The sequence below is a fragment of the Cohnella lubricantis genome, assembly GCF_014212015.1.
Lineage (GTDB): Bacteria > Bacillota > Bacilli > Paenibacillales > Paenibacillaceae > Cohnella > Cohnella lubricantis.
Genome location: NZ_JACJVN010000026.1, coordinates 12,553 through 30,186, shown reverse-complemented (window position 1 = coordinate 30,186; position 17,634 = coordinate 12,553). Strand labels below are relative to the sequence as shown.

The window sequence follows — 17,634 nt, the reverse complement described above, 5'->3', positions numbered from 1 at the left end:
TTCAAGGATACGGCTACGCGCCAAGGCGGCGCGGCAGCTTGAATAGGAGCCTAAGGAGAACCCATGACATTTCAAGAACTTAACCTAATTCCCCCGATTCTGAAGGCATTAGCCGAGGAAAAATACACGCAGCCTACTCCCATCCAGGAGCAGGCGATCCCGCCCGCGCTGGCCGGACGGGACCTGTTCGGCGCCGCTCAGACGGGCACGGGCAAGACGGCCGCATTCTCGCTGCCGATCATTCAGCGGCTGAGCGAGCAGCAGGCCGGCGGCGGCGGGGGCAAGCGCGCGATACGCGCGCTGATTCTGACGCCTACGCGGGAGCTGGCCATCCAGATCTTCGACAATATCAGGGCGTATGGCAAGTATGTCAATCTGCGGAGCGCGGTCATCGTCGGCGGCGTCTCGCAGCGAGGGCAGGAGCAGGATCTGCAGCGGGGCACGGACATTCTGATCGCGACGCCGGGGCGGCTCATCGATCTGATGAACCAAGGCTTCGCGGATCTGCGCCAGGTGCAAATTCTCGTGCTGGACGAGGCGGACCGTATGCTCGATATGGGCTTCATCCACGATATGAAGCGCATCATCGCGAAGCTGCCGGCGCAGCGGCAGACGCTGTTCTTCTCGGCGACGATGCCGCCGGAGATTCAATCGCTCGTGGATTCGTTGCTGAAGGAGCCGGTGAAGATCGAGATTACGCCGGTCTCGACGACGGCGGAGCGGATCGAGCAGTCAGTCTACTTCGTGGATAAACCGAACAAGCTGCAGCTGCTCATCGATCTGCTGCAGCAGGACAAGGCGATCGAGAGCGCGATCGTGTTCACGCGCACGAAGCACGGCGCCGATCGGGTGGCGCGCGGCCTGACGAAGGCGAAGATCACCGCGCAGGCGATTCACGGCGACAAGTCGCAGAACTCGCGCCAGGCGGCGCTCACGAACTTCAAGAACGGCGCGACGCGCGTGCTGGTGGCGACGGATATCGCGGCGCGCGGCATTGACGTCGAGGAGCTGTCGCACGTCATCAACTACAACTTGCCGAACATCCCGGAGACGTATGTGCACCGCATCGGCCGTACGGGCCGCGCGGGCTTAAGCGGGGTGGCGATCTCGTTCTGCGAGTACGAGGAGATTCCGTACTTGAAGGATATCGAGAAGCTGACGAAGCAGAAGATTCCGGTGGTGGAGGATCACCCGTACCCGATGGTGAATACGGAGCCTGCGCCGAAGGCGCCGAGCGGCGGCGGCCGCGGCGGCAACGCGGGCGGCGGTAGAGGCGGCAATGGCGGCGGACGGAGCCAAGGCGGGCAAGGGAGAGGCGGAGGCGGCGCTGGCGGACGCGATGGCAAGGCGGGGCCCGGTCAGGGCCGAGGCGGGCAAGCGGGAGGCGGCCAGGGCGGTACGGGCGGTACGGGCGGCCCGCAGCGCGGCGGCCAAGGCAGAGGCCAGAGCGGGGGCAACGCGGACGGCGGCTACGGCAGAGGCGGAGCCGGCGGTAACGCGGGCGGCGGTTCGCGCGGCCCGCAGCGGCGGCCGATAAACGCCGGCAGATAGGGCGGAAGTGAAGCGGATCGGGGGTTCCCGGTCCGCTTCTGTGTTCCATGGCTTGAGCGTGATCGATGCTAAGTGCAGATGTACAACTATTTTCACGACGTGGCTGGTATTCCTGAACTCTAGTTGTATTACGTACACTTAGATCCTCGAAGTTCGCTCCAATCGCGACAGATTGCCCCAACTAATTGCTGATATGCAACAAGATCGGTCGCAAAGCCGCATGAGCGCAGATTAGATGTACATATGCAACAAGCTGCAGGTCACGATGCGGTCAACGTCTGTCTGCCTCCCCGACGGTTAATCTCCAGTCATTGCACCGAATCGGCGTCTCAATGGGGTATTCATCAATCAGCGTTAGGCGTAGGGCAGGAGAACGCGCGGTCATTGTGGTAGAATGAGGGGGATATAGAGGGTCGCTATGCGGCGGCCAATACGGAGCGGGAGTGGATGGCATGGATAGCAAGCGGCGTTTCTCGAATCGGGTCGATACGTACGTGAAGTACCGTCCGGATTATCCGCGGGAGGCGATCGATTACTTGTTCGGGACGGTCGGACTTCGTGCGGGCTGCGAGGCGGCGGATGTCGGCGCGGGGACGGGCATCTTCTCGCGGCTGCTGCTGGAGCGGGGGTGCCGGGTGACGGCGGTCGAGCCGAACGCGGAGATGAGGGCTGCCGCGGTGGAGCGTCTCGGCGGGAATCCGGGCTTCCGCGCGGTATCCGGCTCGGCGGAGGCGACGGGGCTGCCGGATGGGGCGGCGGACTTCATCGTCTGCGCGCAGTCGTTCCACTGGTTCGACCGCGACGCGGCGCGGATGGAGTTCCAGCGCGTGCTGCGTCCGGGCGGCAAGGTCGCGCTCATCTGGAACACGCGGCTGACGGAGGGCACGCCGTTCCGGGAGGAGTACGATAAGCTGCTGCGCGACTTCGGGACGGACTATGAGGCGACGAAGCACACGAACATTCGGCCGGACGATCTGGCGCCGTTCTTCAAGAGTGGGCGGGTGCAGGAGGGGAGGTTCCCCAATCGTCAGCTGTTCGACTATGAAGGGCTGCGCGGGCGGCTGCTCTCTTCCTCGTACATACCGGTGGCCGGCGCGCCGGGGCATGACCGGATGCTGGAGGAGCTGCGCGGGATTTTCGACCGGAATCAGGCGGACGGCAAAGTGCCGTTCGAGTACGTGACGCAGGTGTTCTGGGGCGAGGTATAGAGAAGGGTGCAGGCGCATGAATGCGATGACGAAGCTGTTCGGGAGGGCGAGGAATGATAACGGGGGAGAAGCTGGAGAAGGTTAGGAAATACAAGATTCTGAATCGGCTGGCTATGAAGGGGCAGACGGTGCTGGCCGGCTCGTCGCTGATGGAATTCTTCCCGATCCATGAGCTGCTGCAGACGATGGAATATAAGGGCTGCATCTATAATCGCGGGATCGCCGGGTTCGTGACGTCGGAGCTGCTCGAGACGATGGAGGAATGCATCTTCGAGCTGGAGCCGTCCCGAATTTTCATCAACATCGGCACTAATGACATCAGCGCGCCGGACTACCGGCTGGAGGGCCTGATCGACAACTACGACGAGATCTTGAGCCGGATCGCCGAGCGGCTGCCGAATTGCCGAGTCTATGTGATGGCTTATTATCCCGTGAATGCCAAGGCGGAGTTCCCTTATGTTCCGCGGGAGTCGATGGCTGAGGTGTTCGAGCGGCGGACGAATGAGGCGATCCGGGAAGCGAATCTGGCGATCGAGCGGCTGGCGGCCAAGCATCGGCATGCGTTCATCGACGTGAACGAGGGGCTAACGGACGAGGAAGGGAACTTGAAGGCGGAGTATGCCATCGACGGCATTCACCTGTTCGCGAACGGTTATGCGGTGATATTGAACAATTTGCGGAAGTATCTGTAGGCGGTGCGTGGCGTGGCGGCGAGAAGGCCGTAGTTGGCGCTGGCGCGGCAGATGCGGCGGGTACGGTGGTCGGTGGGTGCGAATGGAATGGGTTGAGCAGGATGGCTGTGCCCGGTGACTCGCTAGTTGGGGTGCCGGGTTATTGGTTGTTCCTGCGTTGTGCTGCGATAGGAGCAACTAACGTGGAATTCGGAGAGCGGAGGAGACTCGCGTCATGCAGATTCAACTGGTGTGCGTAGGCAAGCTGAAGGAGAAGTATTGGTCGGACGGCGTGGCGGAATATTCAAAAAGGCTGGGCGCTTACGCCCGGCTCGACATCCGCGAGCTGCCGGACGAGAAGACGCCGGACACGATGAGTCCGGCGGAGGAGGAGCAAGTGCGCGCGCGCGAAGGCGAGCGGATCCTGGCGGCGCTGCGGGACGGCGCGCACGTCGTGGCGCTAGCCATCGACGGCGAGGCGTGGACGAGCGAGCAGCTCGCCGCGCACTTGGAGCGCCAGGCCGTCTACGGCGGCGGCTCCGTGGCGTTCGTCATCGGCGGCTCGCTCGGCCTGTCGCCGGCGGTGCTCGCCCGCGCCGACAAGAAGCTGAGCTTCGGGCGCATGACGTATCCGCATCAGCTGATGCGGGTGCTGCTGCTGGAGCAGGTGTACCGGGCGTTTAAGATTAATCGGGGGGAACCGTATCATAAATAAGGGCAAGTTTTTTGAATTAGAGGATTCTCCTGTTCGATCAAGAATTATGTTAATGTTAACTTTCTTCCAAAGAGGTGTTTAAATATGGCGGAACCATCAAGAATTGATCTTAATATTCGCGCTGAGAATGTTCAGGAAGTTTACTCTTGGTATCTTGAAGGAAAGCTTATTGTAAACAGAAGATATCAACGAAAGTTAGTTTGGACTAAAGACGAAAAGTCTCAATTAATTGATACTATGATTAAAAGATACCCTCTTCCGTTAATACTTCTTGCAGAGGTGGAGATTGACGGAGTTGCAAAATATGAAATTATCGATGGAATGCAACGATTAAATGCTATGTTTAGTTTTATTGAAAATAAATTAGATGTTAGAGGACAACATTTTGATTTAGAGACAATGGCATCTGCAAAGCAGCTACTTGATGAAGGAAAGTTAACACAAAAGGAACCTAAATTTGAAAGGAGTCTATGCACCCATTTTGCAAACTATAAACTCCCAATCTCGACGTATCGCCTAGACAAGGTGGAAGATATCGATGAGATATTTCGTAGAATAAATTCTAATGGAAGACGACTTTCTAATCAGGAAATAAGGCAAGCAGGAGTAATTGGAGCCTTTGCGGACGCTGTAAGAGATTTATCATCTGAGATCAGAGGAGATGTCTCTCATAGCTCTGTTCTGTTGTTAAACAATATGGATACGATAAGCATAACTAATAGGGACCTAGACTACGGCATTAAGGTTGAGGATATATATTGGGTTCAAAATGGAATATTTAGAAAAGAAGATATTCGAGATAGTCGAGACGAAGACTTAATAGCAGATATACTTGGCTTTATTATTTATCCGGATGATAATAAGCCAGCTAGTTCTAACCCAGTTTTAGATTCTTATTATGGACGTCCTACAGATTCCAGTGACGAGGCGTTAGCGAGCGCAAAAGGAACAAAATTGGAAGTAGATAGGCTTGTTAACGCGCAGGGAAAAGAGGTAATTGAAAAGGCTTTTTTACAAACGCATGACCTAATTTCACAAGTAATTAAAAATGCGGGAGCAGGTTTTAGGGAACTCACAAGACAGACTAATGGCAATAATCGCATTCCTCGACATTATCAAGTTATCTTTCTAGCATTCTATGAGATACTTTTTTTGGAGAAAAAGCAGTTAGCAGACTTGAATGGGTTAATTAAAGCACTTGAAGGCATTGATCAACATATTAATATTACCACCGGGGGAAATTGGAGCGCGCTAAATAGAAGAACTAACATAAATGCAATTAAAGGAATTATTCGTGAGTATTTCAGGGATAATCCATTGGACCCAGTTGTTATTACGGGTATTACCGAATTTGAAAATCTAATTAAAAAGTCAGGTACAGAAGCTGCCAGCTATGATTTTAAGCAAGGATTGCATAGACTTGATCAACATAAAGCCTTTGATTCCGAGGCTTTTGAAAAGATATTGCAAACAATTTGTGGAATAGCTAACCTTGGACGAAATAAGGTTGGCTACATAGTGATTGGCGTATGCGATAAAGATGCCGATGCAAGACGAGTCAAAGAATTATACAATATTGATCCAATCAAAGTGGGACGATTTAATGTTGTTGGTATCGACCACGAAGCGCAATTCCACACAAATATTGATAAATATCACCAGTTTATTTCAGACCGAATCAATAAAAGTAGTTTATCCGATCACATAAAAGTTCGAGTAGCCTCAAATATAACATCGTTAGTTTACAAAGAAAGAGCAGTTTTTATAATTCGAATTGAAACAGGGGATGAGCCTTGTTTCTTAGGGGATGTAATGTATAAAAGAGTTGGTGCTCAAACAGTAGAGGTTACAGGGAAGGATGTAGTTCAAATAGTTAAGTTATTTTGAGATATAAGGCACCCTGACAGGGTGCCTTATAAACTTGCCGTTATAGACAGCGCGGAGAACCTTATCACAAGTAAGGCGAATCGTTATTTGGGAAAAGGCTTTCTGGTGTTAAAGAGGATAGAGCGGCAGTTGGACGAAAAAAGGCCCGATTAGCTTGAAATACGGCTAACTCGGGTCTTTCATAGTTTTACAGAAGTCGCCGCCTTTGGTCGTCTGGGCGCCGCCACCCTGGATCAGCTGCTTACTGGACTAATGCGAGAACGAAATTCAGAAAATGGTTTCATAAACAATAGTCATCTATAACTCAGCCTTAAAACAATTGACATTTAAAGGAAATTTGCATACGTTTAATGAGTGATCTACTCACTCAAAAATAAACAAATGAGGAGATGTCATTATGAGCAAAACAAACGTTCTGCCGGATCTGATTTCTGAGGAAGTTCAACCAATACAAAAACGCGCGCAAACTCCGGATGCAATCGCCGAACGGAATTGCGGAGAGCCGGTATATCACCATTTCATCTTCCAAGGGGATACGCATCTGGTTACGCCGACTGCGACAGCCCAAGAGTTTTTCCAGGATATCGACGCGCCGCACAAGGAGTATGCGCTTATTTCGGAATGCCGGGCATCTGGCCTGCTTTGCCCGTCCAGAGCAATATCTCGAGCTGCTGATCCAACGGGTACTGCCTTTCACTGAATCCTCCACCTATCGGCCTGAGGGATCTGACAAGAGAATTGCTATGATATAATAAAAGCAACTTATCCACAGATCGGAGCTTGAATTCATGTCCCCCTTAAACAAACAACAGCTCGAGCGAATCCGCGACGAACGCACGGCGCAGATCAAACAAGCCGCACTCCAGATCTTCGCGCGCCACGGCTTCGCCCGTACGAAGACGAGCATGATCGCAGCGGCTGCGGGCATTAGCGAAGGACTCATCTTCCGCTACTTTCAATCCAAGGATGCGCTCTACACGATGATCGTCCATGAATTGTTGGAAGATGCGGCCAGCGAGATCGATGATAGCCGACAACTGCCTGGAACCCCTTATGAACAGATCAAAGCGCTAACCCAGAACATGCTGGACGACAATAACAAATATGCTTTTATGCTCATTCTCAAAGCGCGTAAGACGGATGAAGTTCCTGCGGAGGTTAAGCAGATTCTTGAGGAATACTCGCCTAACACGATGATCAACCAGTTGATGCCCATTTTCGTCCAAGGCCAAGAGATCGGCGAATTCTCCGCGGGGGATCCCCGGCAGTTATTGTGCTGGTACATCTCCGTCATCAATAGCCTCATTCTGCAGGAACAGGGCGAAGAAGAATACGGCTTCCCGGATGTCGATGTTATGATGCGCATGCTGACTAAATAATCATTAATGCCAAAGAACACAGCATAAGCGATAATACAAAAACCCGGCAGTCTTCCCATTCTGCCGGGTTGATTTTATTTGAAATTGTCATGCGGTCATGCTTTAAAATTGTCTTTTAAAGACAAATTGGCTGATGATACCTTCCGTGACTGCCTTGCTCTAATTCCGAGGTAACATAAACACCCGGTGGCCACGATAATGGGGACGACCGCATATCCATGGGAGAATGGAACGATAGCGAGGCAACTTACGGATGCGATGAAGGCAAATATCCGTCCCTTCTTGTCGGTCCACAGCAATCGCAAGCAGGAGAGCGAGGCAATGACGTATACGACGATACCGAGCGTAGTCGGGATCAACATAAGCTGATTAACGGAAATGTTCGCCGCATAGCTGACGACTAATGCTCCGGCGTTAACAAGAAATAGAAAGAGGCCGGAGCGATAAGGGAACTGCCTCTTGTTCATGGCGGCGAACCAGGACGGCAGTTTGTTCTCTTGCCCCATGGAATAGCCAAGCCGGGAAGAACTGGCGAGATACGCATTCAGCGTTCCTGTGCATACGATGCAGGCGATAATCGCTGTTGCGGCGCCAGCTCCTATGCCTAGGCCGCGGTTCATCAACAGAGTTAACGGAGCGGCTGCTTCCCCGGAACCGAAAGTGTGCGTGCCGACGGTAACCAGTGACAGCAGTATATAAACAATGCCGATCACACCGACGCTGATCCACATGCTGCGCATTACGTCCCGTTTAGGATTTTTCAATTCCGGGACAAGATGAGTAATATTTTCCCAGCCGAACATCGCCCAGAATATAACCACGCAGGCTTGCCCGATCCCCGAGACGCCATGCGGGGCAAACGGCTTGAAAGACTCCCCATCGACAGCGGGAAATGTAAAGGCAATGGTAACCAACAGTAGTATAAGAACAACCCCGCTGAGGATTAACGAGACGGTTCCGCTTATTTTCAGCCCGAAATAATTACTGACAAAAGCAAAGATAAGAAAAGCGAGCGCCAGAGCGTAGGCTGCCTCCCTAGACCAATGGAAAGCTTCCGTTACGTAAGCAGCGCCGGCAAGCGCAGCCACCGAATTGCCGGTTGCTCCCCAGGCGAATGACAACCATCCTGTCAGAGTACTCCATGTATAGCCGAAGGCATGCTGAACGAAATTCGTTATGCCCCCAAAATGATTGAACTTCAAGCCAAGTTTGGCGAAGGAAAAGGCAATTGGTATGCTTAGCAGGCATAATAGGATCCACGATACGATTGAAGCCGGTCCGGCCAACTCAGCTGTGTAACTAGGCAGAATAAGAATTCCGCTTCCGAGAACGGATCCCATCGTAAGTGCAGTGGCCTCCGGAAGACCGATCGTCCGATTGATTGAGCTCATAGGGTTATCTACTCCTTTGTGAATACACCGAAAACTTGATGATAATAAAATTATAGTAAGGAAGAACCGGGTTCGATATACTAAAAGGAAGGGAATTGAGATATCGGAGCTTCATAAATTATGTTTATTTCTCGATAATTCTTCAATTTGAAAATAAGGAGGAAACCGAATGGACGAGTTGGATATCCGGCTATTGCAGGAGCTTCAGATCGATGGCCGAGTAAGTGTCAGCCAGTTGTCGGAGAAATTAAATCTAAGCCGGCCAAGCGTGTCGGACCGGATTCGGAAGCTGCAAGATAAAGGCGTCATCACTTCTTTCAAGGCTACTGTCTCCAGCGCAGCCATCGGAAGGCCTATATCTGTTATTATTCAAGTAAGCGACCTCAATCTGCATCATCGAAAATTTGAGGAAATCATAACCGGCGATCCTGATATTTTCGAATATTTTCGCGTTACCGGAGAGGCCTGTTTTTTTCTGAAGGTGTCGTTGGCGTCCATAGATGAATTAACAAATCTCGTGGATCGGCTGTCGCCGTACGGAAACTTAAAAACCTCTATCGTATTGTCATCCTCGGACTCCTTGCGGCCCATGCTTCCTCCGGCAAAGTGATCACAGTTATGATCATCAATCCGTTGCTGTCCAAGCGCTCAAAGAATGCTCAGTTGCGAAAGGTATTCCGTAATGGAATGCTCGACTTTGGGAGGGATTTGATGATAGACCTTCGGCTAGGCCCTCTAATTCCGGAGTCTACACCGTATGAATTATGGTTATCGTATGAATGCTCAGTTTTGCAATCTATTACAATGTTCTACGGAATTTGGCCCGATCTTCTTCAATCAATCAGGAATTGTGGACCGTTGTCAGTGCGGATCACCGGCATCTCATCACGGGCCTGCAGTCAGCTCTCTATTGCCCGTCCCCGGTCGCAGTGCCGCATCACGCGCAGAATGCAACAAGCTGCAGGTCGCGATACGGTCAACGTCCGCCTGTCTCGCCGACGGTTAATCTCCAGTCATTGCACCGGATGGTGTCCCAATGGGGTATTCAAAATCACACTCGCCCATGAGCGAGAAGCCGAGCTTGCGACAAATCGCATTGGAGGAGGGGGTGCTGGCCAGCTCTGATGCCAGTAGCCCACACTGTCTACGGCCTCGCGATCGGGGAGCAGGAGGATCTTAAACATTCTCCCGGTTCCTGCATGGCGATCTTCTCGACGAACGAGACAACGGTAGTGGACATGATCCATGCATTTTGCTAATCAGCCTGATGGAGAGCATGATGCTCGAATCGCTGCTTGAGTAGCTGCAGCAGGGGGTTGTGGAAGCTAATCATGTCGGATCCCCTTTGCTGTGTATGGTATAATAATGGAAATGGAAAGGTCGGAGGTGGCGGAATGCGCTGGAAGGAAGTTCAGGAGCGTTTCCCGGAGGAGTGGGTTGTCTTGGAGGCCAAGAAGGCTCACTCGGAAGGCGGGCAGCGGTACATTGAGGATGTCATTGTCATCGACTCGTTCGCAGACTCCACTTCGGCGCTCCGCCGCTATAACGAACTGCACCGGGAGGAACCGAGCCGCGAGTATTGCTTCTTCCACACGTCTCGTCCAGAACTGATCGCCAGAGAACGGTACGTCGGCGTTCGGGGGCCGCGATGATTTTCTCCGAGGAGCATGGATTGCCTTTCGTGCCTGTTACCATTCATTTTCGGGGCCGGACGCTCGAACTGGGCAAGGTGCTGCTGGACACAGGCTCGGCGAGCACGCTGATTAAGGCCGACATCGTGGGCGAGATCGGCATTGTACCCGAAGAGGACGATATTGTGGACACGATCCGAGGCGTGGGGGGCATCGAGTATGTCTACACGAAGACGCTGGACGGGATTGAGCTCGATGGGCAGTTGGTGCCGGGCTTTCAGGTAGAGATCGGGAGCATGGAGTACGGATTGGAGATGGACGGTATTTTGGGCTACGACTTTATGAAGTCGGCGGGGCTGGTCATCGACGCCAAGCGGCAGACGGTGAAGGCGGAGTAGTTTTATATACAGTTACGCAGAGAAGGCACCCGGTCGGGTGCCTTCGATTTCGCTCTATAGAAGTTATGGCGAACCCTATCATAAGGGTAGGGCGAATTTTTGTTTATAATTTATCAACCCGCTCGGCAATAAAATTAATAAATTTCTTGGCCGCCGGAGAAACATTTGTAAAAGAAACGGCAGCTATACCGATTGAACGGAAATGCTCCTCATCCAATGGTCGTATACATAAATCGTATTGAGTCTGTGACAGTAGAGAAAATGCGCTGTACTTCAATGTCACAACCTGCGACAGGCATTATGAAAGGCAAATCCACGATTTGTTCTAATCGGATTGTTGATTGCTCTCGAAGAACGTGATTAGATGGCAAGATGCAGAGCATTTTATCATTTTTCAACGGAATCACTTCTAATCCTTCTTGTGTAGGAACATTCACAAAACCAAAATCAGCTTCCCCGCTAACGATCCAGTTTTCAATTTCATGATAGTTTCCATCTAGTAATTTCGTTTCGATTAGAGGAAACTGATCGTGATATTCTTTAAGTAGTCTGGGCAGCCATTGAATCGATACACTTGAGAAGGTGCCAATTCTTACTGTGCCAATCTCCAGTCCCTTAATCAAAGCGAGTTCTTGATGAAGTTTCTCGTTCAATTGCATAATTTCTTTTAGAAAGCAGCGATCGCGATCTAGAAGGTCTAGGGATTACGGTTTCTTATTGGGATTCCCTGGAGTCAATCCAGAATTGGAAAGATCATGCGATGCATAAGGTGGCGCAGGAAAAGGGGAAAACGGTTTGGTATAAACGATTTGGGCTAAGAGTGTGCAAGGTAGAAAGAGACAATTTTTTTGAAATGTAAGTGAGATAACACCAAGCAGGGCACCTCTACGGATGCCCTTAATTTATCGCTCTATAGATGTTACAGACTCCCGTACCACTAGTAACGGCAAGTTATCGATAGTTGTTCTATAAATATATCATCATGTGATACTATGGTAATAAATTGGTAAAGTTAGAAGTCTCGAGAGTGCAGCAGTGGAAAACCGTCTTTCGCTCCGCCGACAACATAGCCTCCTGTTCACGAAATGGACAGGAGGTTAACTTTTGACGTGGAACTACATGCAATTTTAAATTTTGCTTGCACCTTACGTAACGTCATCTTTTATAGTGAAAATACCGGTAGACAGTTAGCGTACATGTTTAATCGGAAGGCGGAGAGATTATGTTGCTTCAATCTAATCGGTTCAAACATTATATAGATCGCTTCAACGAACAGGACGAAGAAACAGTTGCGCAGGCTATTCCGAACGAATCGGCCTGGCAATGGCTAGGCGATACGATGCCCCTATTCGAATGCCCTGATCGGGAGTTGGAAGAAACCTATTATTTCCGTTGGTGGGTTTATAGAAAGCACCTTAAACATACGACTGACGGCTCGATTATCACTGAATTTCATCCCGACGTGCCATGGGCAGGCAAACACAATTCGATCAATTGCGCTGTCGGTCATCATCTGAATGAAGGCCGTTGGTTGAGCCATCGCCGCGAGTTTCTAGACGATTACATACAGTTCTGGCTTCGTAAGGGCGGCAGTGTCCGATCTTACAGCTGTTGGTTGGCTGATTCCATATGGAGTTATTGCCAAGTAACGGGCGATCTATCGTTCGCGATTAGGTTCCTCCCTGATTTGATCGATAATTTCAAACAATGGGAAGAGAGCAATTTAAACGAGAGCGGGTTATTCTGGTCTTATGACGATCGGGACGCGATGGAGCATTCGATTAGCGGGTCGGGCCTTCGTCCTACCTTGAATTCATATATGTATGCGGATGCAACGGCGATTGCTCAGATCGCAGCTGCGGCTGGCGACCCTCAATCCGAATCCGAATTCCGTGCTAAAGCAGATCGGTTGAAGAAGGGAGTACAGGAGAGGCTCTGGGATGAGCAAGACCGGTTCTTCAAAGTAATCCCCCTGGAGAAGGCAGAGGACTTGGTTCAGGATTGGGATTTCCGCTCCATGGATCCGGCTCATAATGTTAGAGAACAAATCGGCTTTATTCCTTGGTATTTCAACTTGCCTGACCCCGGGTATGAGGAGGCCTGGAAGCAACTCCTGGATCCGGAGGGATTCGGAGCGCAACACGGACCAACGACTGCCGAGCAACGGCACCACCGGTTTATGTTTCCGCTTGAATCCCACGAATGTTTGTGGAACGGGCCTTCGTGGCCGTTCGCGACCTCACAGACCCTCACTGCTTTGGCTAATGTATTGAATCATTACAGCCAACCTTGGTTGGATCGAGCGGATTATTTGGATGTCCTTCGGATCTATGCGAAGAGTCATTACAGGAAGCGTAAGGAAGGAACGGTTGTATCTTGGTTGGATGAGAATTTGGACCCCTTCACGGGTGAATGGTTGTCGCGGCGAATTCTCGAAGGTTGGGGCTGGCCGAAGGACAAGGGGGGACGCGAACGAGGCAAGGATTATAACCATTCCACCTATACCGACTTGATCATTACGGGTTTAGTCGGTTTGCGTCCAAGAAGTGATGAGATCCTTGAGGTGAATCCGCTTGTTCCGCAAGGGAAGTGGGACTACTTCTGTCTAGATCGAGTGAATTACCGTGGGAAGATGGTCACCATTGTTTATGATAAAACAGGGGAGCGATATAAGAAGGGAAGCGGGTTGGCAGTTTATGTGAATGGCTGCGAGGTTGGACGTTCGAATGGGCTGAGCCGAATTGAAGTTATTTGAAGCTTTCCTTGCACAATCCTTTTTATGCCTCCGAACCGCCGTAATTTGATTGAAGGGAAGGGCGAGTGGGCCAGTCATATTGACTGGTCCTTTTGTGGTCAGGGGGATCCTTTGATTTTCCCGCGTTTAATCCGAGACGGAGTCGCAGCACAAGAATCGTACGCTAACGACGTATCTGGCTTTCGGGAGCGCCGCATCCGTTTAGGCTAACATTAACCGTGCTACCTTCTATGCACACTTCGAGGACAAATATGCTTTTCTGAACTTATTTAGAGTGGACTTTAATTAAAAAACACTTACATCATGGGTCTAAAATTTGTTATCATGGCATACAGACCGGTTGGTATGTTAGGAGGTGCAATAAATTTTGGATACAAAGTCGCTGATGATCCATACAGCTACTGCTCTTTTTCAGCAGAAGGGGTATAAAACGGTAGGACTCAATGAAATCTTGAAAGCCTGTAACGTTACAAAAGGAGCGCTATATCATCATTTTCCAAACGGCAAAGAAGAACTCTTAATTGCTTGTTTAAACGGCTTGAAAGAAACAATTACGGCAGAAATCGAAACGATAATCAGGGGACATAAATCCACTAAGGAAGCCACGCAGGCTATTCTTGATAAGTTAATTTACAACCTAGAAACAGAGGGCACCATTACGGGCTATACATTTAGCAGCATTGTCAGTGAGATGGCAACGGTAAGTGAACCGGTCCGGCGTGCGTGTAGTGCGCTGTATGAAAACATACAGCACATTTACGCCGCGAAACTTGTAACGGATGGCTTCTCGAGTGAATCAGCTTCTGATCTGGCCTTGATGTTGACCGCTTCGATTGAAGGGGCCATGATGCTTTGTCTAACGCAAAAATCGACAGATCCGTTAAAAACGATAGCTAAACGATTACCCCATTTATTTGAATAATCGCGCTGAAAGGAAGAGAAGAATGAATCAAGAAACAAGGTTGCCGAGAAACGGTAAGGAGGGTGCATTGTACGGTTTAATCATCTGTGCCATGACCGCTCTATTAATGACGTCATTAAGTACGATTCTATCCGTTAAGAACTTCAATGGAGACGTTGTGTTATCCATTCTTAAGATGTTGCCGATCATGATCGTTATTGCCATGTTACTTGAGGCGCTTGTTATTGGACGAATCGCAGAGAAATTGACCCATATGTTCACAAAACCAACGGATAGCTTTAATGCCCAAATTTTATTCCGAATTTTATTCACTGTCATAGGAATGTCAGCCTGCATGACGCTTATCGGTAATGCTGTAGCTCAAGGATTTAGTGCTGAACTCTTGAGCAATTGGGTAACGAATTGGCCAAGAAATTTCATCATTGTACTCGCCGCTGAGAGCTTAGTGATCCAGCCTATTGCCCGAATCGCGATGGTAAAGCTGCATGCTTCTCAAGATAAAAGAATTCAATATGCGGAAGAGAACGGAGCTTGAGGAATCCCTTCCGGCTGCTATTGCCGACGTAGATTGGAACGGTAACTCCTTGAACCAGTAACCTTACTCCAAGCTTGGCCGACGTTGATAGAATATCCTCAACTGACAGCAGATCATGATGACGCTAATGAACACCATCCCCGTCACCAGCATGGGATAGCTTCCGCCAGTAGCATCATACAGCCACCCGAGCAGAATCGGTCCCAAGGCGCCGGTAGTATAGCCTATCGACTGAGTCATGGCAGACCATGCGGCTGCTTCTGGTGCCCCTTCTGCCTCGTCTATTGGCAGCATGAGGTTCAATGGAAACAGAATGCCCGGTGCTATGCCGAGCAGGATGACGGCGAACCAAGGCAACCGTCCCGTCCCTAGAAGCACAAAGCCCGCTAAGAAGAAGCTTGAACCGGTTAGCAGCCACAATACGCGGGATGGAATTCGCTTAAGAAGTTTCGGAAGAACGAGGCTGACCGGGATTTGGATAAGTGAGAATAAGGTGAGCAAGTTAGCCGCATAGGGTGTGCTATAGCCCATACCATGGATTACGGGAGGCAGCCAGGCGGTCAAGGAGAAGAACAGCATGGCCAGCATACCGAAGGAAAGGGTTAACATCCAGGCTTTAGCATTACCCCAGGGCAATTTGGCATTACTCACCACAGAGACGTTCGACCGCGGAGCTCCCCTCAAGACGGCGATTCGCCACGTCAGCAGCGCGAAGAAGGAGAGTGTCGCCCACAAGGATAAGGAGCCTTGCCAGGAATGCAACCTGGACTGAAGTGGGATGGCAGAACCGGAAGCTGCGGTCGCGCCAAGCGCGAGCGCAATCGTATAGAGCGAGATCATCGTCGGTACATGGGATGGGAACCGGTGCTTAATGAAGCCGGAGAGCAGCGGCCCAATCATAGCGATCCCAACGCCGGCTACAAAGGCGGTGACTAGCAGGAGGAAGGTTGAGTGAGCGATTAACCTCAGCGCGTTGCCTGCGCCAATAATGGCTAGCGATATGCCGATCATTCTCTCGATCCCATATCGCCGGCCGAATTGGACTGCTATTGGGGAGAAGAGACCCATGCAGAGTACGGGAATCGACGTTAACAAGCTGGCGACGAACGCGTTCATGCCGAGATCATAGCGGATCGTTTGGAGGATCGGCGATACGGCGTTGATGGCCGGCCGCAAGTTAAGCGACGCGAGAAACAGGGCGAGTCCGGTGAACAGGGAAGCCCATTTGTTCATTTTGTTCATCACAAGTCTCCTCGTTATTTCGTGGTGAATTCATCGTAGATTGAATTAAACCATTGATCAATTCAATGGAAATTATTATTATCATTGGTATTACAAATGATTGGGGCCGAAGAGATGGAATTAAGGCAGCTGGAGTATTTTATAGCCGTTTGTGAAGAACTGCATTTCTCGAGAGCAGCCGAGAAGCTTCACATCTCCCAGCCTAATCTAAGCCTTCAGATCAAAGCGCTGGAAGAGGAAGTCGGCACGCCTTTGTTTGACAGGATCGGCAAACGGATTGCGCTCACGGACGCAGGAAGGGTGCTTCACAAGCACAGCCGGAACATGCTCGTCGATCTGAAGAACGCTTACGACGAGTTATCCGAGATTCGCCGTTATCAAGGCGGACGGCTCGCAGTAGGAGTCCTGCCTTCGGAGTTGGATTATCGGCTTACTCCGCTGTTTATCGATTTCCATCACCAGTTTCCGAAGGTTGGGCTGCGCATCATCTCCTCGGTTGATATCGTCAAGCTGGTGCTGGATACGACGATCGATATCGGATTAACGCTGGCTCCGCTTCCCGACGAACGGCTGACTGTGCATCCGCTGGCTCGGGAAGAGTATGGACTGGTCGTATCCGCGCAGCACGAGCTGGCTAGCAGGGAATCTGTGCAGTTGAGCGAATTGAAGGATCTGCCGATGGTCATCTATCCGACAGGTTATTGGGGGAGAGAACTGGTAGAGAATGCGTGTCGCGAGCACGGATTTGAACTGCATACGCTTGTGGAGACAACCTCGAATCCGTCGCTCTTTCGCTTCGTTGCGGAGAATATAGGGGTAACCGTGCAGACCGCACATCTCGTCCAGTCGGTCGGAGACCCTCGGATTAGGTATATTCCAATTAGAGATCATGCACCGTACCGGCAGATGAGTATCGTCCACCGTATGGACAAATATCTCAGCTATCCCGCCCAGATGTTTATCCGTACAGTCAAGGAGCGACTATCCAAATGAATGAGGGGATAAACTCATGACGCTGCCTTGCAACCACTACACTAGGTACACCATCCAAACGAAGACATACTAGGAGCATCTAAAAGTGACAGCATCGGATCGCACACCATCATGGAAGAAACTCAGTCTCTTTGCCGTTACTTGGCCCATCTTTATCGACTCCGTCCTTCGAATGCTGATAGGTACGGTGGACGTATTTATGTTAAGCCGAATATCAGACACGGCGACGGGAGTCGTCGGACAGATGGTCGGCGCGGGGGAGAAGAAGGCGCTGGTGAAGCCGATGTCTGCAGGATGCGAGCATTGTGGCGTAGATGCCAAGACTCCGTTACGGGAATCGGAGGGATACATGATGT

General features: G+C 50.8%; 17 protein-coding genes and 2 pseudogenes. 16 read left to right on the top strand and 3 right to left on the bottom strand.

Going from position 1 to position 17,634, the window contains the following annotated elements:
• Positions 1-63 precede the first annotated feature (63 nt).
• The 7 genes from H4Q31_RS06805 to H4Q31_RS06775 all read left to right on the top strand — a co-directional run bounded on the left by H4Q31_RS06805 (position 64) and on the right by H4Q31_RS06775 (position 7,411).
• Entirely contained in the window at positions 64-1,551 is a 1,488-nt protein-coding gene (locus tag H4Q31_RS06805; RefSeq protein WP_185178326.1) for a DEAD/DEAH box helicase, read from the top strand.
• A 452-nt stretch (positions 1,552-2,003) separates the two neighbouring features.
• A complete protein-coding gene (locus H4Q31_RS06800) occupies positions 2,004-2,759 on the top strand; it encodes a class I SAM-dependent methyltransferase (RefSeq protein ID WP_185178325.1) in 756 nt (251 codons plus the stop codon).
• A 53-nt stretch (positions 2,760-2,812) separates the two neighbouring features.
• Positions 2,813-3,451, top strand: coding sequence for a GDSL-type esterase/lipase family protein (locus H4Q31_RS06795; RefSeq protein WP_185178324.1), 639 nt, complete (start codon positions 2,813-2,815; stop codon positions 3,449-3,451).
• A gap of 214 nt (positions 3,452-3,665) precedes the next feature.
• Complete coding sequence (gene rlmH / locus H4Q31_RS06790) at positions 3,666-4,145, top strand: 23S rRNA (pseudouridine(1915)-N(3))-methyltransferase RlmH (protein ID WP_185178323.1); 480 nt, start codon at positions 3,666-3,668, stop codon at positions 4,143-4,145.
• 84 nt (positions 4,146-4,229) lie between these two features.
• Entirely contained in the window at positions 4,230-6,032 is a 1,803-nt protein-coding gene (locus tag H4Q31_RS06785) for a DUF262 domain-containing protein (RefSeq protein ID WP_185178322.1), read from the top strand.
• Between the two features lie 397 nt (positions 6,033-6,429).
• Positions 6,430-6,732 carry a hypothetical protein gene (locus tag H4Q31_RS06780; RefSeq protein WP_185178321.1) on the top strand — a complete coding sequence of 101 codons (303 nt, stop codon included), beginning with the start codon at positions 6,430-6,432 and terminating at the stop codon, positions 6,730-6,732.
• 88 nt (positions 6,733-6,820) lie between these two features.
• Positions 6,821-7,411 (top strand): TetR/AcrR family transcriptional regulator, encoded by a 591-nt coding sequence (locus H4Q31_RS06775; RefSeq protein ID WP_185178320.1) that lies wholly within the window; start codon positions 6,821-6,823, stop codon positions 7,409-7,411.
• Between the two features lie 95 nt (positions 7,412-7,506).
• Here H4Q31_RS06775 and H4Q31_RS06770 read toward each other — a convergent pair whose 3' ends face one another.
• Positions 7,507-8,802 (bottom strand): APC family permease, encoded by a 1,296-nt coding sequence (locus H4Q31_RS06770; protein WP_185178319.1) that lies wholly within the window; start codon positions 8,800-8,802, stop codon positions 7,507-7,509.
• A gap of 169 nt (positions 8,803-8,971) precedes the next feature.
• Here H4Q31_RS06770 and H4Q31_RS06765 point away from each other — a divergent pair, with 169 nt between their 5' ends.
• From H4Q31_RS06765 to H4Q31_RS06755, 3 genes are all read left to right on the top strand, one after another.
• On the top strand, positions 8,972-9,412 hold the full coding sequence (locus H4Q31_RS06765; RefSeq protein WP_185178318.1) for an Lrp/AsnC family transcriptional regulator: 441 nt from the start codon (positions 8,972-8,974) through the stop codon (positions 9,410-9,412).
• 784 nt (positions 9,413-10,196) lie between these two features.
• Entirely contained in the window at positions 10,197-10,454 is a 258-nt protein-coding gene (locus H4Q31_RS06760) for a hypothetical protein (protein ID WP_185178317.1), read from the top strand.
• A gap of 29 nt (positions 10,455-10,483) precedes the next feature.
• Positions 10,484-10,831 carry an aspartyl protease family protein gene (locus H4Q31_RS06755; protein WP_311771698.1) on the top strand — a complete coding sequence of 116 codons (348 nt, stop codon included), beginning with the start codon at positions 10,484-10,486 and terminating at the stop codon, positions 10,829-10,831.
• Positions 10,832-11,040: 209 nt separating this feature from the next.
• Here H4Q31_RS06755 and H4Q31_RS06750 read toward each other — a convergent pair whose 3' ends face one another.
• Positions 11,041-11,484, bottom strand: coding sequence for a LysR family transcriptional regulator substrate-binding protein (locus H4Q31_RS06750; RefSeq protein ID WP_245347413.1), 444 nt, complete (start codon positions 11,482-11,484; stop codon positions 11,041-11,043).
• An 8-nt stretch (positions 11,485-11,492) separates the two neighbouring features.
• Between H4Q31_RS06750 and H4Q31_RS21570 the strand changes: the two are divergent.
• From H4Q31_RS21570 to H4Q31_RS06735, 4 genes and pseudogenes are all read left to right on the top strand, one after another.
• Positions 11,493-11,690, top strand: a pseudogene (locus H4Q31_RS21570) (antibiotic biosynthesis monooxygenase family protein); the annotation flags it as partial.
• Positions 11,691-12,053: 363 nt separating this feature from the next.
• Complete coding sequence (locus tag H4Q31_RS06745) at positions 12,054-13,586, top strand: MGH1-like glycoside hydrolase domain-containing protein (protein ID WP_185178315.1); 1,533 nt, start codon at positions 12,054-12,056, stop codon at positions 13,584-13,586.
• A gap of 367 nt (positions 13,587-13,953) precedes the next feature.
• Positions 13,954-14,508 (top strand): TetR/AcrR family transcriptional regulator, encoded by a 555-nt coding sequence (locus H4Q31_RS06740; protein ID WP_185178314.1) that lies wholly within the window; start codon positions 13,954-13,956, stop codon positions 14,506-14,508.
• Between the two features lie 22 nt (positions 14,509-14,530).
• Positions 14,531-15,043 carry a DUF2798 domain-containing protein gene (locus H4Q31_RS06735; RefSeq protein WP_185178313.1) on the top strand — a complete coding sequence of 171 codons (513 nt, stop codon included), beginning with the start codon at positions 14,531-14,533 and terminating at the stop codon, positions 15,041-15,043.
• A gap of 63 nt (positions 15,044-15,106) precedes the next feature.
• Here the strand turns inward: H4Q31_RS06735 and H4Q31_RS06730 are convergent, their stop codons facing one another.
• Complete coding sequence (locus H4Q31_RS06730) at positions 15,107-16,285, bottom strand: MFS transporter (RefSeq protein WP_185178312.1); 1,179 nt, start codon at positions 16,283-16,285, stop codon at positions 15,107-15,109.
• 114 nt (positions 16,286-16,399) lie between these two features.
• On the opposite strand from H4Q31_RS06730, the gene H4Q31_RS06725 reads away from it, so the two are divergent.
• Positions 16,400-17,278 (top strand): LysR family transcriptional regulator, encoded by an 879-nt coding sequence (locus tag H4Q31_RS06725; protein WP_185178311.1) that lies wholly within the window; start codon positions 16,400-16,402, stop codon positions 17,276-17,278.
• 85 nt (positions 17,279-17,363) lie between these two features.
• A pseudogene (locus H4Q31_RS06720) lies at positions 17,364-17,519 on the top strand (MATE family efflux transporter); the annotation flags it as partial.
• Between the last annotated feature and the right edge of the window lie 115 nt (positions 17,520-17,634).

Excerpts from the sequence above, each read along its gene's own strand:
- H4Q31_RS06805 (WP_185178326.1), top strand. The coding sequence starts at position 64 with ATGACATTTCAAGAACTTAACCTAATTCCCCCGATTCTGAAGGCATTA.
- H4Q31_RS06770 (WP_185178319.1), bottom strand. The coding sequence starts at position 8,802 with ATGAGCTCAATCAATCGGACGATCGGTCTTCCGGAGGCCACTGCACTT.
- H4Q31_RS06800 (WP_185178325.1), top strand. The coding sequence starts at position 2,004 with ATGGATAGCAAGCGGCGTTTCTCGAATCGGGTCGATACGTACGTGAAG.
- H4Q31_RS06735 (WP_185178313.1), top strand. The coding sequence starts at position 14,531 with ATGAATCAAGAAACAAGGTTGCCGAGAAACGGTAAGGAGGGTGCATTG.
- H4Q31_RS06730 (WP_185178312.1), bottom strand. The coding sequence starts at position 16,285 with ATGAACAAAATGAACAAATGGGCTTCCCTGTTCACCGGACTCGCCCTG.
- H4Q31_RS06775 (WP_185178320.1), top strand. The coding sequence starts at position 6,821 with ATGTCCCCCTTAAACAAACAACAGCTCGAGCGAATCCGCGACGAACGC.
- H4Q31_RS06745 (WP_185178315.1), top strand. The coding sequence starts at position 12,054 with ATGTTGCTTCAATCTAATCGGTTCAAACATTATATAGATCGCTTCAAC.
- H4Q31_RS06795 (WP_185178324.1), top strand. The coding sequence starts at position 2,813 with ATGATAACGGGGGAGAAGCTGGAGAAGGTTAGGAAATACAAGATTCTG.
- H4Q31_RS06785 (WP_185178322.1), top strand. The coding sequence starts at position 4,230 with ATGGCGGAACCATCAAGAATTGATCTTAATATTCGCGCTGAGAATGTT.
- H4Q31_RS06780 (WP_185178321.1), top strand. The coding sequence starts at position 6,430 with ATGAGCAAAACAAACGTTCTGCCGGATCTGATTTCTGAGGAAGTTCAA.
- H4Q31_RS06765 (WP_185178318.1), top strand. The coding sequence starts at position 8,972 with ATGGACGAGTTGGATATCCGGCTATTGCAGGAGCTTCAGATCGATGGC.
- rlmH (WP_185178323.1), top strand. The coding sequence starts at position 3,666 with ATGCAGATTCAACTGGTGTGCGTAGGCAAGCTGAAGGAGAAGTATTGG.
- H4Q31_RS06760 (WP_185178317.1), top strand. The coding sequence starts at position 10,197 with ATGCGCTGGAAGGAAGTTCAGGAGCGTTTCCCGGAGGAGTGGGTTGTC.
- H4Q31_RS06725 (WP_185178311.1), top strand. The coding sequence starts at position 16,400 with ATGGAATTAAGGCAGCTGGAGTATTTTATAGCCGTTTGTGAAGAACTG.